The 14,622-nt window shown below is 73.0% G+C and carries 12 protein-coding genes, 3 tRNA genes and 1 pseudogene; 8 read left to right on the forward strand and 8 right to left on the reverse strand.

The window, feature by feature from the left end; translation table 11 throughout:
- Window positions 1–99: 99 nt before the first annotated feature.
- Window positions 100–675, reverse strand: coding sequence for an NUDIX domain-containing protein (locus ABEA15_RS18425; RefSeq protein WP_386698955.1), 576 nt, complete (start codon window positions 673–675; stop codon window positions 100–102).
- Window positions 676–677: 2 nt separating this feature from the next.
- Window positions 678–2,138, reverse strand: a complete 1,461-nt coding sequence (locus ABEA15_RS18430) for a zinc-dependent metalloprotease (RefSeq protein WP_345557846.1) — start codon at window positions 2,136–2,138, stop codon at window positions 678–680.
- 119 nt (window positions 2,139–2,257) lie between these two features.
- Here ABEA15_RS18430 and ABEA15_RS18435 point away from each other — a divergent pair, with 119 nt between their 5' ends.
- The 3 genes from ABEA15_RS18435 to ABEA15_RS18445 all read left to right on the forward strand — a co-directional run bounded on the left by ABEA15_RS18435 (window position 2,258) and on the right by ABEA15_RS18445 (window position 5,073).
- Window positions 2,258–3,337, forward strand: coding sequence for an NAD-dependent epimerase/dehydratase family protein (locus ABEA15_RS18435; RefSeq protein WP_345557932.1), 1,080 nt, complete (start codon window positions 2,258–2,260; stop codon window positions 3,335–3,337).
- 147 nt (window positions 3,338–3,484) lie between these two features.
- On the forward strand, window positions 3,485–3,922 hold the full coding sequence (locus ABEA15_RS18440) for a molybdenum cofactor biosynthesis protein MoaE (protein WP_345557848.1): 438 nt from the start codon (window positions 3,485–3,487) through the stop codon (window positions 3,920–3,922).
- 89 nt (window positions 3,923–4,011) lie between these two features.
- Entirely contained in the window at window positions 4,012–5,073 is a 1,062-nt protein-coding gene (locus ABEA15_RS18445; protein WP_344141749.1) for a YlbL family protein, read from the forward strand.
- 12 nt (window positions 5,074–5,085) lie between these two features.
- Here the strand turns inward: ABEA15_RS18445 and ABEA15_RS18450 are convergent, their stop codons facing one another.
- A complete protein-coding gene (locus tag ABEA15_RS18450; RefSeq protein ID WP_344141748.1) occupies window positions 5,086–5,613 on the reverse strand; it encodes a PPA1309 family protein in 528 nt (175 codons plus the stop codon).
- A 253-nt stretch (window positions 5,614–5,866) separates the two neighbouring features.
- Here ABEA15_RS18450 and ABEA15_RS18455 point away from each other — a divergent pair, with 253 nt between their 5' ends.
- From ABEA15_RS18455 to ABEA15_RS18470, 4 genes are all read left to right on the forward strand, one after another.
- Window positions 5,867–8,929 carry a UPF0182 family membrane protein gene (locus ABEA15_RS18455; protein ID WP_344141747.1) on the forward strand — a complete coding sequence of 1,021 codons (3,063 nt, stop codon included), beginning with the start codon at window positions 5,867–5,869 and terminating at the stop codon, window positions 8,927–8,929.
- A gap of 142 nt (window positions 8,930–9,071) precedes the next feature.
- Window positions 9,072–9,148 (forward strand) — tRNA-Met (locus tag ABEA15_RS18460).
- A gap of 173 nt (window positions 9,149–9,321) precedes the next feature.
- A tRNA-Met gene (locus ABEA15_RS18465) sits at window positions 9,322–9,398 on the forward strand.
- 264 nt (window positions 9,399–9,662) lie between these two features.
- Window positions 9,663–9,739, forward strand: a tRNA-Met gene (locus tag ABEA15_RS18470).
- A gap of 134 nt (window positions 9,740–9,873) precedes the next feature.
- Here the strand turns inward: ABEA15_RS18470 and ABEA15_RS18475 are convergent.
- The 3 genes and pseudogenes from ABEA15_RS18475 to hisN all read right to left on the reverse strand — a co-directional run.
- Window positions 9,874–10,032 (reverse strand): annotated as a pseudogene (locus tag ABEA15_RS18475) (lipoprotein ABC transporter ATP-binding protein); the annotation flags it as partial.
- A 5-nt stretch (window positions 10,033–10,037) separates the two neighbouring features.
- The gene (locus tag ABEA15_RS18480) at window positions 10,038–10,556 is read right to left on the reverse strand and encodes a hypothetical protein (protein ID WP_345557851.1); all 519 of its coding nucleotides are present in this window, start codon (window positions 10,554–10,556) and stop codon (window positions 10,038–10,040) included.
- 60 nt (window positions 10,557–10,616) lie between these two features.
- The gene (hisN, locus tag ABEA15_RS18485) at window positions 10,617–11,441 is read right to left on the reverse strand and encodes a histidinol-phosphatase (RefSeq protein WP_344141745.1); all 825 of its coding nucleotides are present in this window, start codon (window positions 11,439–11,441) and stop codon (window positions 10,617–10,619) included.
- Between the two features lie 93 nt (window positions 11,442–11,534).
- Here hisN and ABEA15_RS18490 point away from each other — a divergent pair, with 93 nt between their 5' ends.
- On the forward strand, window positions 11,535–12,155 hold the full coding sequence (locus tag ABEA15_RS18490; protein WP_345557853.1) for a TetR/AcrR family transcriptional regulator: 621 nt from the start codon (window positions 11,535–11,537) through the stop codon (window positions 12,153–12,155).
- Window positions 12,156–12,237: 82 nt separating this feature from the next.
- Here ABEA15_RS18490 and rsgA read toward each other — a convergent pair whose 3' ends face one another.
- Both rsgA and aroA read right to left on the reverse strand, forming a co-directional pair.
- Complete coding sequence (gene rsgA / locus ABEA15_RS18495) at window positions 12,238–13,230, reverse strand: ribosome small subunit-dependent GTPase A (RefSeq protein ID WP_344141743.1); 993 nt, start codon at window positions 13,228–13,230, stop codon at window positions 12,238–12,240.
- Window positions 13,227–14,510, reverse strand: coding sequence for a 3-phosphoshikimate 1-carboxyvinyltransferase (aroA, locus tag ABEA15_RS18500; RefSeq protein WP_345557855.1), 1,284 nt, complete (start codon window positions 14,508–14,510; stop codon window positions 13,227–13,229). The genes rsgA and aroA overlap by 4 nt, the downstream gene beginning before the upstream one ends.
- Window positions 14,511–14,622: the final 112 nt, after the last annotated feature.

The following is a 14,622-nucleotide window of genomic DNA, read 5'->3' on the forward strand; positions in this document are numbered from 1 at the left end:
GGGCCGCCGGGCCGCCGGGCGCCCACAGCGCCGGAACGCGGGAGCGCGGGAGCGCGGCCCGCATTCGGCCGGCCGGGCGCGCCTACCGGCCGGGCGCGCCTACGAGGGTGCGAAACCCGGCTCCGGGCGGGTGCGCGCCGCCTCGGCCGCCGCGCGGACGAGGGCGCGGCAGGCGTCGTCGGTGGGGTCGGGGATCTCCTCCACGGCGAACCAGCCCAGGTCGGAGGACTCGGCGGCGTCGATCGACAGCGGCGCCTCCCGCTCCGCGGCCACCACCGCGTACTGCACGTCCAGATGCCAGGTGCCGCCTGCGCAGCCCACCCGGTGCCGGTCCAGCCGAATCGGCCCGGGCAGCAGCCGCAGGCCCGACAGCCCCGACTCCTCGGCGGCCTCACGCAGCGCCGCCTCGCCCAAGGAGGCGTCGCCCTCCTCGCAGTGGCCGCCGGTCTGCAGCCACTTGCCGATCTTGCGGTGCAGGGTCAGCACGGCGCTCGTGCCGTCCGGGTCGACGATGGCGGCGCTGGCGGTCAGGTGCCCGGCGACGCAGGTGCGCGCCATCGCGTCGGGATGGCGGTGGAGGTGGTCCAGGTAGAGGCGGCGCAGCTCCTCCTGCGCCGCCTCGGGCGCACGCCAGGCCGCGAGCTCGGAGCGGGCGGCCGCGCGCAGCCGGTCCAGGATCACGCCGGGCCCCCGCCGGAGCCGCCCGAGCCGGTGCCGTCGCCGCGGTCCTCGCCGCCTTCGTCGCGGCCGCCGTCGGTGGAGGGCTCGTCGGAGGCGTCGGTGAACTGGCTGATGTCGATCTCGTCGGCCTCCGAGCCGGCGCGGCCGTGCACGAACGCGTCGGGGTCGTCCAGGTCGTCGCCCGAAGGCATCAGGTCGGGGTGCTCCCACACGGCGTCGCGGCCCTCGATCCCGCGCGCGTCCTCCAGGGCGGTCCACAGCGCCGCCGCCTCGCGCAGCCGGCGCGGCCGGAGCTCCAGCCCGACCAGCGTCGCGAAGGTGTGCTCGGCGGGCCCGCCGGTGGCCCGCCGGCGGCGGGTGGCCTCGGCCAGCGCCGCCGACTGCGGCAGCCGCTCGGCGACCGCCGCGTCGACCACGACCGACAGCCAGCCCTCGACCAGCGCCAGCGTGGTCTCCAGCCGCGCCAGGGACGCCTTCTGCTGCGGGGTGTCCTGCGGCTGGAACAGGCCCTCGCCCTCGCTGCCCGAGAGCACCTCCTGCAGGGCCTCGGGGTTGGCGATGTCGATCTGGCCGAGCTTCTCCTCAAGCCCGCTCATGTCGAAGGACATGCCCCGGGCGTAGTCCTCCACCAGGGTGAACACGTGTGCGCGCAGCCACGGCACGTGCCCGAACAGCCGGTGCAGCGCGACCTCGCGCGCGGCCAGGTAGAGCCGGATCTCGTCCTCGGGGATGCCCAGGCCCTCGCCGAAGGCCGTGACGCCGTCGGGCAGCAGCGCCGCGGTGCCCTCGCCGGCCAGCGGCAGGCCGACGTCGGTCGAGCCCACCACCTCGCCGGCGAGCTCGCCGATGGCCTGGCCGGCCTGCTGGCCCACGAGCATGCCGCCCATCTGGCGCACCATGCCCATCAGCGGGCCCGCCATCGACTGCATCTCGTCGGGAAGGTTCTGGCCCATGGACTCCACCAGCCGCCGGGTCAGCGGCTCGCACAGCTTCGACCAGGTCGGCATGGTCTTCTCGACCCACTCCGACCGGCTCCACGCCTGCATGGTGTGCACGCCGGACGGCAGCGACGTGGCCTCGTTGGTCCACAGGTCGGCCAGGCGCAGGGCCTCCTGAACCTTGGCGAAGTCGTGCGCGCCGACACTGGAGTCGCCCTTCTGCGACACCGCGTGCCGGGCGATGTTCTTGGCCATGTCCCAGTTCACCGAACCGGACTCGGCCTGCTGTTCGCCGGACGAGGGCTGCGCCGCCATCATGTCGGCGAACTGGCGCAGCATCTGCGCCATCTGCTGGGGGTCGCCGAAGGGGAAGCCGCCCGGCATGCCCGGCTCACCACCGCCGGGGCCGCCACCGCCTGGGCCGCCGCTGCCGGCACCCGAGCCGGAGTCGCCCGATCGGCGCCCGGACTCGTCGTCGGGGTCGTTCGGCATGCTGAAACCAAAAGGTAGGTCGCTCACGATTAGACCTCAGGCAGGATTAGGTTTGTCTCCACTGTCACGTTAGCTGGGAGCCGCCCGGAGTGAATACCGAAACGAGCCAGGTTCGCCCACAGCACACCACACGTCCCGGGGCTCCGGTGATCGCGGTCACCGGAGCCGCCGAAGGCATCGGCCGTCTCCTTGTGGAACGCCTGGTCACCGCCGCGGGTTCCGGCGCAGTCGCCGAAGTCGTCGCGATCGGCGGTCACCGCGACGACGCGGAGGGCCCGCCGCCGGGCGCGACCCGGCGCACCGCCGACGTCCGCGATCCCCGGCTCGCCCACTGCCTGCCGGGTGTCGACGTGCTCGTGCACACCGACGACGACCGCACCCTGCAGACCCCGGCCAAGCAGCGGCGGGCCGACAACCTGCGCGCCGCCCAGACCGTGCTGACCGCGGCGGCCGCCCAGCGCGTCCCCCGGGTGGTCCTGGTCACCAGCACCATGGTCCACGGCGCCGACCCCGAGAACCCGGTCCCGATGCCGGAGGACTCCGAGGTGCGCACCGAGACCGGGGCGGGCCTCGTCGGCGACTGGGTGGAGATCGAGGACCTGGCCTGCCGCGCCCGGCGCTCCCACCCCGGCCTGTCGGTGACGGTGGTGCGCCCCGCGCCGCTGGTGGGCCCCGGGCTCGACACCGTGCTCACCCGGCACTTCGCCGCTCCGCGGCTGCTGACCGTCCGCGGTCGCCGGCAGACCTGGCAGTTCTGCCACATCGAGGACCTCGCCTCCGCCCTGGAGCACGTGGCGGTGCGCGGCGTCGAGGGCGCGAGCGGCGCGGTCGCGGTGGGCTGCGAGGGGGCCCTGTCCCAGGACGAGGCCGAGGAGATCGCCGGCCTGCGCCGCTTCGACCTGCCGGCCAACCTGGTCTTCGGCGCCACACAGCGGCTGCACAGTGCGGGCCTCACGCCCGCCACGGCCGCCGAGCTGAAGTTCCTGGTCTACCCGTGCGTCGTCGACTGCGCCGCCCTGCGCGAGAGCGGATGGCGCCCGGCCTACGATAACGCCGAGGCGCTGCGTGCCCTGCTGGACGCGCGCAGCGGCAAGTCCGCCCTGGTCGGCCGCAACGTCGGCCGCAAGGAGGTGACGATCACCGCGGCGAGCGCCGCCGGCGCCGCAGCGGCGGCCATCGGCACCGCGGCCGCGGTGCGCCACCTGCGCAAGCGCCGGGGCCGCTGAACCCGGCTCGCCGCGCCCGCGCGCTCCCGCGGCCTCCGGCGCACCGAGGGCCACCCCGGCGCTGCGGCCGGCGCCGATCCGCCGCGACCCCGCGGAAAGCGCGCTGGCCGACCGTCCGCGGGCCGCCGCTGTTGATAACGTCGGCATGTGGATGCCATCAGCCTGGTAGGACTGCGCGAAGCCCCGATCTCGGTCGACGAGGTCCTCGCCGCGGTGGGCGACCCCCGGGCGGGGGGCACCGCCTGCTTCATCGGCACCGTCCGCGACCACGACCACGGGCGCGCCGTCGCCCGCCTGGCCTACTCCGCCCACCCGCGCGCGGAGGCCGAGATGCGCGGCGTCATGGAGAAGGTCGTCGCCGACACCTCCGGCGACGGGCGCCCCGTCTGGCGGGTGGCCGCGCTGCACCGCGTCGGGGATCTGGAGATCGGCGACACCGCTGTCGTCGTCGCCGCCGCTGCCGGGCACCGCGACGAGGCGTTCGACGCCTGCCGGCGGCTGATCGACGACATCAAGGCCCAGGTGCCCATTTGGAAGCATCAAGGGTTCTCCGACGGCGGCACCGAGTGGGTCGGTGCCGAGTAGGCCGAAGAGCCGGCGAGCGCACGTAGGCGGCCCCGCGGCCGCGGCGGGTCCCGGCGGGGGCCGTCCGTGCGCCGTTTAGGGTGTGCAGCATGTTCCGTCGTGCTATGACCCTGATCGTCGCGGTGCTGCTGTTGGCGGGATTCGCGGTGGGAGCGGTGTATCTGCCCGTTCCCTACCTTGTCGCCTCCCCCGGCATCGCGCTGAACACCCTCGGTGAGAGCGGCGGCGAGCGGATCATCCGGATCGAGGGGACCCGCAGCTACAGCCACGAGGGCGGGCTGTCCATGGTCACGGTGCAGTACACGGGCGGCCCCGACACGCACATGGACCTGTTCACCGTGCTGGGCGCGTGGCTCTCGCCCACCCAGGCGGTGCTGCCGCAGGAGGCGCTCTTCCCGCCCGACCAGAGCGTCGAGGAGATCACCCAGACCCAGACCGTGGAGATGAACAGCTCGCAGCGCAAGGCCACGGCGGCGGCGCTCACCCAGTTGGGCGTCGACTACGAGACCGAGGCCTATGTCGCACGGGTGATGAAGGGCAAGCCGGCCCAGGGCGAGGTGCGCAAGGGCGACGTCATCGCCCGCGTGGACGGCGAGCCGGTCGCCGACAAGGACGAGGCGGTCGAACTCGTCGGCGACCGCGAACCCGGCGACGCGGTCTCGCTCACCCTCGACCGCGAGGGTGCGGACGAGCCCGTGAAGGCCGAGGTGAAGACCGCGGCCGACGACGAGGGCAACGCCGTCATCGGCATCCTCGTCGCCGACCGGATGGAGTTCCCCTTCGAGGTCGACATCAGCGTCGGCGAGATCGGCGGTCCCAGCGCCGGGATGATGTTCTCCCTCGGAGTCATCGACCGGCTCAGCCCCGAGGGCCTCACCGGCGGGCACCAGATCGCCGGCACCGGCACCATCACCCCCGAGGGGGAGGTTGGAGGTGTCAGCGGCGTGGCGCAGAAGATGGTCAGCGCCGAGCGGCTCGGAGCCGAGTACTTCTTCGTCGCCTCCGACAGCTGCTCGCAGACCTTCGACTCCGCGGCCACCGGCGAGATCGAGGTGGTCAGGGTCGACGAGCTGGACGACGCCGTCGGCGCGCTGAAGAAGATCCGCAGCGGCGAGGGGTCCGGCGACCTCCCGCGCTGCCAGCCGGGGTAGAGCCCCGCCGCGTCACTCCTCCTCGTCCTCCAGCGTGAGCGCGAGCGCCGAGGTCAGCGCCGGAACCAGGTCCTCGCCGTTGAGCACCTCGTCCTCGGAGTCGTGGTGGCGCATCCGCAGCGCGGAGTGCCGGCTGCCGTCGCGCAGCACGCCCGCCACCATGCGGACCTCCTCGCTGCCCTCCTGGTTCTGCGCCCACGACCCGGCGTCGGCGTCGCGGGGCGGCTCAAGCGTGGCGTCGGAGCCCTTCAGCACCAGGCGCTCCATCACCAGGGCGCACCCGGTGACCGCCTCGGGCCAGGCCATCCGGCCCAGCGCCTCCTCCAGCGGCACCTCGCCGGGCAGCGGCTCCTGCTCCACGGGGGTGAGGTCGTCGTCGGCGATCTCACCGGTCAGGCCCAGCATCTCGGCAAGAGCGGGCTCGCGCTCCATCAGGTCGGTGGTGGGCACCAGCGCGTAGATGCGCACCGGCTGGTCCCAGCCCTGGCCGGCGGCGTGGCGCTCGAGTTCCAGGACGGCTTCGCGAATGTTGAAAGACACCCGCCCATGGTGGCCGACGGCGGGGACCGGAAGGGCGCGTTCCACCGAGTAAAGTCGCACCACGGGTGCTCCGATGCCCGCCCGAATCCCAGTCGATGTCATCTTGTCATCGCTTGGCGCGGGGTTTCGGGAACCCGGGGGCCGCCCAATAAGTTGCCGATACCAAAGGGACCGAGTCCCCCGATACCGACTGCAGTGCCAACTATGAGGGGGAGGCGTGAGCTTCCGATCGCCCGGCGCACCGTCCGCGCGCATGCCCCGTCGATCCCGGCTGCTCGCGCCTGTCGCGGTGGTCGTGGTCGTCGTCATCGCGGGGTTGTTGACCGCCGCGAACTTCTGGACCGACTACCTGTGGTTCGACTCCGTCGGGTATTCGACCGTCTTCCTCACCGAACTGCGCACCCGCTCGCTGCTGTTCGCCGTCGCCGGCCTGCTCATGGCCGCGGCCGTCGGCGCCAGCATGTTCTTCGCCTACCGGTCCCGCCCGCTGGCGCCGCCCATGAGCCCCGAGCAGCAGGGGCTGGCGCGCTACCGCATGTCGATCGACCCGCGGCGCAAGATCTTCTTCTGGGTGATCGTGGCCGGCCTGGGCGTGCTGACCGGCGCCTCGGCCAGCGGTGAGTGGGGGACCTACCTGCAGTTCGCCAACGGCGCGTCGTTCGGAGTGAACGACCCGCAGTTCGGCCGCGACATCTCGTTCTACACCTTCACCTACCCGTTCATGCGGGTCGTGCTGGGCTACCTGTTCGCCGCCGTGGTGCTGGCGTTCATCGCCGCGGTGGTCGTGCACTACCTCTACGGCGGCGTCCGGCTGCAGAGCCAGGGCCAGCGCGCGACCCCGGCCGCGCGCGTGCACCTGTCGGTCCTGCTGGGCGTCTTCGTGCTGCTGCGGGCGGCCGCGTACTGGCTGGACCAGTACGGGCTGGTGTTCTCCAGCCGCGGCTACACCTTCGGCGCCTCCTACACCGACGTCAACGCGGTGCTCTACGCGGTGATCATTCTTTCGGTCATCTCGGTCGTCTGCGCGCTGCTGTTCTTCGCCAACATCTACGTGCGCAACGTGATGATGCCGGTGGCCAGCCTCGGCCTCCTGGTGCTGTCGGCCATCCTCATCGGCGGCGTCTACCCCGCCATCGTGCAGCAGTTCCAGGTCAGCCCGAACGAGCAGCGGCTGGAGCGCCCCTTCATCCAGCGCACCATCGAGGCCACGCGCGCCGCCTACGGCATCGGCAGCGCCGAGGTCACCGACTACGACGCGCAGACCGAGCTGACGGCGGAGCAGCTGTCCGAGGAGGCCGCCACCATCCCCAGCGTCCGCCTGGTCGACCCCTCGGTCGTCTCGCAGACGTTCCAGCAGATGCAGCAGGTGCGCGGCTTCTACCAGTTCCCCGAGGTCCTCAGCGTCGACCGCTACGAGGACGACGAGGGCAACAACGTCGACACGATCATCGCCGCGCGCGAGCTGTCGGGCCCGCCCGAAGACCAGGACAACTGGCTGACGCGGCACACCGTCTACACCCACGGCTTCGGAATCGTCGCCGCGGCCGGCAACCAGGTCGACGACCAGGGGCGGCCGGTCTTCACCGAGTACAACATCCCGCCCGAGGGCGAGCTGTCGGAGGTCACGGGCGAGTACGAGCCGCGGATCTACTTCGGGCGCGAGGGCGCCGAGTACGTCATCGTCAACGCCGAGCCCGAGTACGACTACCCGCTGGGCGGCGGCAGCGACGACGTGACCACCAGCGAGGACGCCGGGGAGCCCGAGGGCGACCCCTCGCCGGACAACGCCAACGCGCCGGCCGGCGCCCAGGCGAACGCCCAGGGCGGCGACCAGCAGGGCCAGGGCGGCGAAGGCGGCGGCCAGAGCCCCGAGGCGCAGAACGAGGAGCAGGGCGGCGGTGGCGCCAACCAGGGCAGCGGCCAGCGCACCAACCGCTACCAGGGCGACGGCGGCGTCGAGCTGGGCAACTTCTTCAAGCGCATCCTCTACGCGCTGCGCTACCAGGAGCCCGACATCCTGCTGAACAGCGCGATCTCCGACGAGTCGCGCATCATCTACGAGCGCGACCCGGCCGACCGCGTCGAGCGGGTGGCCCCGTTCCTCACCGCCGACGGCAAGCCCTACCCGGCGATCGTCGACGGCCGCGTGCAGTGGGTGGTGGATGCCTACACGACCACCAACATGTACCCCTACTCCGAGCGGATCGACCTCGCCGACGCGACCGAGGACACGTTCACCCAGAGCACCGACACCGTCAACGCGCTGCCGGGCAACCAGGTGAACTACATCCGCAACTCGGTCAAGGCGACCGTCGACGCCTACGACGGCACGGTCACCCTCTACGGCTGGGACAAGAAGGACCCGGTGCTCAAGACCTGGTCCAACGCCTTCCCCGGGGTGATCACCAAGAAGAGCGAGATCGACAACGAGCTGATGTCGCACCTGCGCTACCCCGACGACCTGGTGAAGGTCCAGCGGGAGATGCTGCGGCGCTACCACATCACCGACGCCGACGCCTTCTACGGCGGCCAGGACTTCTGGAACGTGCCGGCCAACCCGACGACCGACGGCGACAGCCCCGAGCCGCCCTACCGCCAGACCATCCGCTACCCGGGCGAGGACGACGCCGACTTCTCCGTCACGTCGACGTTCGTGCCGCGCGGCCGCGAGAACCTGGCCGGCTTCCTGGCGGTCAACAGCGACGCGACCGAGGACGACTACGGCAAGCTGCGCATCCTGCAGCTGCCGCAGGACACCGTGGTCATGGGCCCGGGCCAGGTCCAGGCCCAGTTCGCGGCCGACGACGCGATCCGCGACGAGCTGCTGCCTCTGCAGCAGAGCGAGCAGTCGCGGATCATCAACGGCAACCTGCTCACCCTGCCGTTCGCCGACGGGCTCCTCTACGTCGAGCCGCTGTACGTGCAGGCCGAGGGCAGCCAGACCTCCTATCCGCTGCTGCAGAAGGTGATGGTCGGCTTCGGCGAGGAGGTCGCGATCGGCAACAACCTGCAGGAGGCGCTGAACAACCTCTTCGAGGGGGGCGCACCGCTTCCGGAGGGCGACGAGGACGACGGCGGCGAGCAGGACGGCGGCGGTGGCGGTGCCGGGGGCAGCGAGGAGCTCTCGGCAGCGCTCGAAGACGCCGCGCAGGCCTATGAGGAGGGCCAGCAGGCCCTGAAGGACGGCGACTTCAGCGCCTACGACGAGGCCAACCAGCGGCTGAAGGACGCGCTGGAGCGCGCCGAGGACGCCTCGGGCCAGAGCGGCGGCTCCGGCGACGGCGGAGGCGACGGAGGCGGTGGCGGCTCGAACTGAGCCGTTCCGTCCGTGCCCGGTCGGCGGCCGCGGCGGGCAGGTGCGCGCACCTGCCCGCCGCGGCGCCGCCGTTTCCGCGGCGCCGGTCGGGGAATCCGATTTGGTGTTGTGGCAGGGGAGCGATACTGTGGAATCACACCGACGCGGGGTGGAGCAGTTCGGTAGCTCGCTGGGCTCATAACCCAGAGGTCGCAGGTTCAAATCCTGTCCCCGCTACCACGTGGCAGAGCCCGGCTCCCGGGAAACCGGGGCCGGGCTCTTCTCGTCGATCGGTGGATGGCGAGTCGCGGCTTGCACGGACGGCGAGTCGCGACCCGCTCCCGGAGGCGGCGCCGGTCGGGGAATCCGATTTGGTGTTGTGGCAGGGGAGCGATACTGTGGAATCACACCGACGCGGGGTGGAGCAGTTCGGTAGCTCGCTGGGCTCATAACCCAGAGGTCGCAGGTTCAAATCCTGTCCCCGCTACCAGCGAAGGCCGGTGCGGAAGGAAATTCGGTTTCCTTCCGCACCGGTTTTTCTTTTCTCCCTGGTCCGGTTCCGATCCCCTGCGGCGGCCCGGGTCCCGGCTCGGGGAACCGGGGCCCGCGCGCCGTCGACGGGGCACCGCCCGCTTTCCCGGCACGCCCTCCGACCGGGTGTGACGCGTCACTCTCCCGCCCGCGGGGGGCCGTGAGGGGCCCGGTAGCCGGTTTGGTTTCGGGGCCGGGGAGCGGTATTGTGGAATCACATCGACGCGGGGTGGAGCAGTTCGGTAGCTCGCTGGGCTCATAACCCAGAGGTCGCAGGTTCAAATCCTGTCCCCGCTACCAGTAAAGGCCGGTGGGAAGGAATCCCGATTCCTTCCCACCGGCCTTTCGCATTCCCCGCAGAACGTCCGGGCCCCGAATCGGCGAACCCGCCGCGGCGGGGCCGGAGGCCTGCGGGAGCCCGCCGGCCCGATTCCTCAGACGCCGGCGCAGGTGTGGACGTCGAAGACCGTGTCGCAGCCGTCGCGGACCCGGTCGTCGTGCGTGGCGATCACCACGGCGCACCCCTCGCGGCTCATCCCGCGCAGGACGTCGACCACCATGTCCCCGTTTCCGGTGTCGAGCGCGCCGGTGGGCGGGGCTATGCGCCCTTGAAGCCGTCGCAGGCGATGTAGGCGCCCTTGTCCGTGGTCCAGACGACGGTGAAGGGGCCCGGGGCCAGCGAAGCGTCCGCGAAGTCACCGGGGAAGGCCAGCTCGACCCACTTGTCGGCGGAGACCGACGCCTCCGCCTTGTAGGTCGTGCCGTCGGGGGCGGAGACCGTGGCGGTGACGGGGACGTCGCCGGAGCCGTTGTTGTCGCGCAGCTTCAGGGGCGCGCTTTTGGAGACCTCCGTGCGGGGCGCCGAGGTCTCCCAGGCGCCTCGGGCGTTGGTGGTGATCCGGGGGTCGCAGGTGACCTTCTCCGGATCGAAGCGGAGCTCGGCCAGCGCCGAGGGATCGGCGACCGGCGCCGCGGCGTCGGTGCTGGGAGCGACCTGCGACTCCAGCTCCTCCATCGACGGTCCGGGGGAGGATCCGCACGCGCTCAGCGCGAGGCACGCCGCAGCGGCGGCCGGGAGCAGCAGGCGGAGGGGGGTACGGCTGGACTGTTGCGACACGAGCCGCAGACTACTACGCCCCGAAGGCCTTCGCGTCCCGCCGCCGTCCGGGGCGGCCCGTCAGGTCAGCCGCAGCGGCGCCGGGCCGCCGCCCGGGGTGGGGCCGCCGTTGAGCTGGGTGAGGACCTCGTCGTGGAGGGCGCCGTTGGTGCACACCAGCGGGCCGCCGTCGGAGAAGTCCTGGCCGCGCAGGTCGGTCGCGCGCCCGCCGGCCTCCTCCAGGATGACGGGCAGCGGGGCGGCGTCCCACAGCGAGAGCTCCGGTTCGGCGGAGATGTCCACCGAGCCCTCGGCGACCATCACGTGCGACCAGAAGTCCCCGTAGGCCCGGGTGCGCCATACCGAGCGGGTCAGCCCGAGGAAGCTGTCGAGGCGCTGCCGGTTCTCCCACTCCGACATCTCCGAGAACGACAGGGACGCGTCCTCCAGCGCCGAGACCCGCGACACCGTGCAGCGGGTCGCCTTGGTCAGGCTGCGGCCGCTCCAGGTGCCCCCGCCGCGCGAGGCCCACCAGCGGCGGGTCAGCGCCGGCGCGGAGACGACACCGACCACCGGGCGGTCGGCTTCGAGCAGGGCGATCAGCGTCGCCCAGACGGGCACGCCGCGCACGTAGTTCTTGGTGCCGTCGATGGGGTCGAGGACCCAGACCCGGTGGCTGACACCGGTCCGGCCGTACTCCTCTCCCACCACGGCGTCGCGCGGCCGGGCGCGGGAGAGGACCCCGCGCAGGGTCTCTTCGACGGAGCGGTCGGCCTCGGTGACGGGCGTCAGGTCGGGCTTGGTCTCGACCTTCAGGTCGAGCGCTCGAAAGTGCTTCAGGGAGATGTCGTCGGCCGCGTCGGCGAGGACGTGGGCAAGACGCAGATCATCGTCAAAGGACGCCATGGCGGCTTACGCTACCCTTCCGGGGACCGGAGCGGACTACCGGCGCCCTGCGGGATCGGAGAAATCGCGGGACTGTCGTGACAGTATGGCGGCATGGACCGGTCGGACGGGCAGCGCACCCCGCGCTCCGACGCGTCGGGCACGCGGACCCGGCTGCTGGACGCCGCCTACGTCGAGGTCGTGGCCGGCCGGTGGGCGCGGATGCGGATGGCCGACATCGCCGCGGGCGCGGGAGTGTCGCGCCAGACCCTCTACAACGAGTTCGGCAGCAAAGAGGGCCTGCTGCAGGCCGTGGTCGTGCGCGAGGCCGGGCGGTTCCTCGACGGGGTGATGGACATCCTCGCCGGATCGACCGGCGACCCCGCCCGCGCGGTCGCCGAAGCGGCCCGCTGGACCCTGACCGCGTCGGCCGACGACCCGCTGATGGGCGCGATCATCACCGGCGACTCCGAGCTGCTGCCGGTGCTGACCACGCGCGCGGCGCCGCTGCACGTCGAGCTCGGATCGCGGATGACCGAGTACCTGCGCGGGCGCCTGCCCGCCCTGGGTGCCGAGCGCGCCGAGGCGGTGGCCGAGGTGGCGCTGCGGCTCACCCTGTCGTACGTGCTGCTGCCCACCGAGCCCGACCAGGCCGCCGAACGCGTCCAGCTGGCGGTGCGTAGCATGGTCGCCGCATCCCGGGAGTCCGCCGGCGAAGGGCGCCCCGCCCGGTGAGACCGGCGCCGGTCGCCGCGGCATCGGCCCGCCGGCGCAGCGGCGCCCCGGTCCGCGCGGCGTCCGCCCCGTATGCCCCGTGTCAGTGCCGCTCGTCCTCGGCGTCGCGGCTGCTCAGCAGGCGGCGCAGCGAGGCCACGCGGTCGGAGTCCAGCCTTCCTCGGGCGACCTCGGCGTCCAGAGCGCAGCCGGGCGCGTCCTCGGTGTGGGGGCAGCCGGGCGGGCACTCGGCCGCCGCCTCGTCGAGATCGGGGAAGCCCGCCACCACGTCGCCGGGGCTGACGTGGGCCAGCCCGAAGCTGCGCACGCCCGGGGTGTCGATGATCCAGCCGTCCTCGAACGGCAGCGCGACGGCCGAGGTGGAGGTGTGCCTGCCCCGCCCGGTGACCGGATTGACGTCGCCGACCGAGCGTTCGGCATCGGGGACGAGCCGGTTCACCAGCGTCGACTTGCCCACGCCGGAGTAGCCGACCAGGACGCTGGTGCGGCCCGCCAGGCGCCCGTGCAGCGCGCTCAGGTCGCCTGTGCGGCTGGTGACGACGTGGGGCACCCGCAGCCCTCCGTAGGTGCTCAGCAGGTCGCCGGGCTCGGCCAGGTCGGCCTTCGTCAGGCACAGCAGCGGGTCCAGCCCGGAGTCGAAGGCGGCGACCAGGCACCGGTCGACGAAGCGCGGCCGGGGCTCGGGGTCGGCCAGCGAGCAGACGATGGCCAGTTGGTCGGCGTTGGCGACGATGACCCGCTCGACGGGGTCGGTGTCGTCGGCGGTGCGGCGCAGTACCGAGGCCCGCTCCTCGACGCGCACCACCCGCGCCAGGGTGTCGGGGAGCCCGGACAGGTCGCCCACCAGCGCAACCCGGTCGCCGACCACGATGCTGCCGCGTCCGAGCTCGCGCGCCTTCATGGCCACCACCGGGCGGCCTTCGACCAGGCAGCGGTAGCGGCCGCGGTCGACGGCGGTGACGAACCCGCCGCGGGCGTCCTCGTGCTTGGGGCGGATACGGGTGCGCGGACGCGACCCGCCGCGCGGGCGGACGCGGACGTCGTCCTCGTCCAGGTCGCGCCGCCCGCCCTTCACCGCGTCACCTCGGCCCAGAGCTCGGGGAATCCGGGCAGTGTCTTGGCCGTCGTGGCGATGTTCTCCACCTCCACTCCGCCGACCGCGAGGCCGATCACCGCGCCCGATGTGGCCATGCGGTGGTCGTCGTAGCTGTGGAAGACGCCGGAGTGCAGCGGCCGCGGCCGGACCACCAGACCGTCGGGCAGCTCCACGGCGTCGCCGCCCAGCGCGTTGATCTCGCGGACCAGCGCCGCGATCCGGTCGGTCTCATGCCGCCGCAGGTGGGCGATGCCGGTCAGCCGCGACGGGCCGGAGGCCAGTGCCGCGACCGCGGCGACCGTGGGGGTGAGCTCGCCGACCTCGCGCAGGTCGGCGGTGATCCCGTGGATCTCGCCGGTGCCGCGCAGCGTCAGCCCGTCGGGGCCGGCGGTGACCTCGCCGCCCATGCGCGCGAACAGGTCGCGCAGCGCGTCGCCCGGCTGGGCCGTGCGCTCGGGCCAGCCCGGCACGGTCACGCGGCCTCCGGTGACCAGCGCGGCCGCCAGGAACGGCGCGGCGTTGGACAGGTCGGGCTCGACCACCACCTCGCCGGCTTTCACCGGCCCCGGCGCCACCCGCCACACGTCGGGCACCGAGGTGTCGACGGACACCCCGGCCGCGCGCAGCATCTCCACGGTCATGTCCAGGTGCGGCTGGGAGGGCACCGGAGGGCCGTCGTGGCGGACCTCGACGCCGTGCTCGAAGCGGGCGCCGCTGAGCAGCAGCGCCGAGACGAACTGGGAGGAGCCCGAGGCGTCCAGGCGCACGGTGCCCCCGGGCACCCCGCCGGTTCCGCGGATGGCCAGCGGCAGCGCACCGCGGCCGTCGTCGTCGATGTCGGCGCCCAGCGAACGCAGCGCCTCCAGCAGAGGGCCGACCGGGCGCTCGCGCGCCCGCGGGTCGCCGTCGAAGGTGACCTCGCCCTCGGCCATGGCGGCCAGCGGCGGCAGGAAGCGCATCACCGTGCCCGCGTTGCCGACGTCCACGTGTGCGGGCCCGCGCGGGGGAGCGGGCGCGACCTCCCAGTCGTCGCCGGAGCCGCCGGAGGAGGCCACCCCGATTCCCAGTGCGCGCAGGGACGCGGCCATCAGGTCGGTGTCGCGGCTGCGTAGCGGTCGGCGCACCGTCGCGGGGTTCTCCGAGAGCGCCGCCAGGACGAGCGCGCGGTTGGTCATCGACTTGGAACCGGGCAGGGTGACCGTGGCGTCCACGGGTGTGCGGGCGGCGGGTGCGGGCCAGTGCTGCGCGGGTTCGGGCATGCCTCCAAGGTTATCCGGCACCCGCGGACCGCGCCGCCGGGCGCGGCGCCGCTGAAGCCGGTTCCGGGCGGGACGGACGGGGACGCCCGGACGCCGTGGGGGAGGATGCCGG

The organism is Streptomonospora halophila, assembly GCF_039542725.1.
Lineage (GTDB): Bacteria > Actinomycetota > Actinomycetes > Streptosporangiales > Streptosporangiaceae > Streptomonospora > Streptomonospora halophila.

Bases quoted from the DNA above. Each gene is read 5' to 3' on its own strand.
- hisN (WP_344141745.1), bottom strand. From the start codon at position 11,441: ATGGCGTCCTTTGACGATGATCTGCGTCTTGCCCACGTCCTCGCCGAC.
- ABEA15_RS18445 (WP_344141749.1), top strand. From the start codon at position 4,012: ATGTTCCGTCGTGCTATGACCCTGATCGTCGCGGTGCTGCTGTTGGCG.
- ABEA15_RS18455 (WP_344141747.1), top strand. From the start codon at position 5,867: ATGCCCCGTCGATCCCGGCTGCTCGCGCCTGTCGCGGTGGTCGTGGTC.
- ABEA15_RS18490 (WP_345557853.1), top strand. From the start codon at position 11,535: ATGGACCGGTCGGACGGGCAGCGCACCCCGCGCTCCGACGCGTCGGGC.
- aroA (WP_345557855.1), bottom strand. From the start codon at position 14,510: ATGCCCGAACCCGCGCAGCACTGGCCCGCACCCGCCGCCCGCACACCC.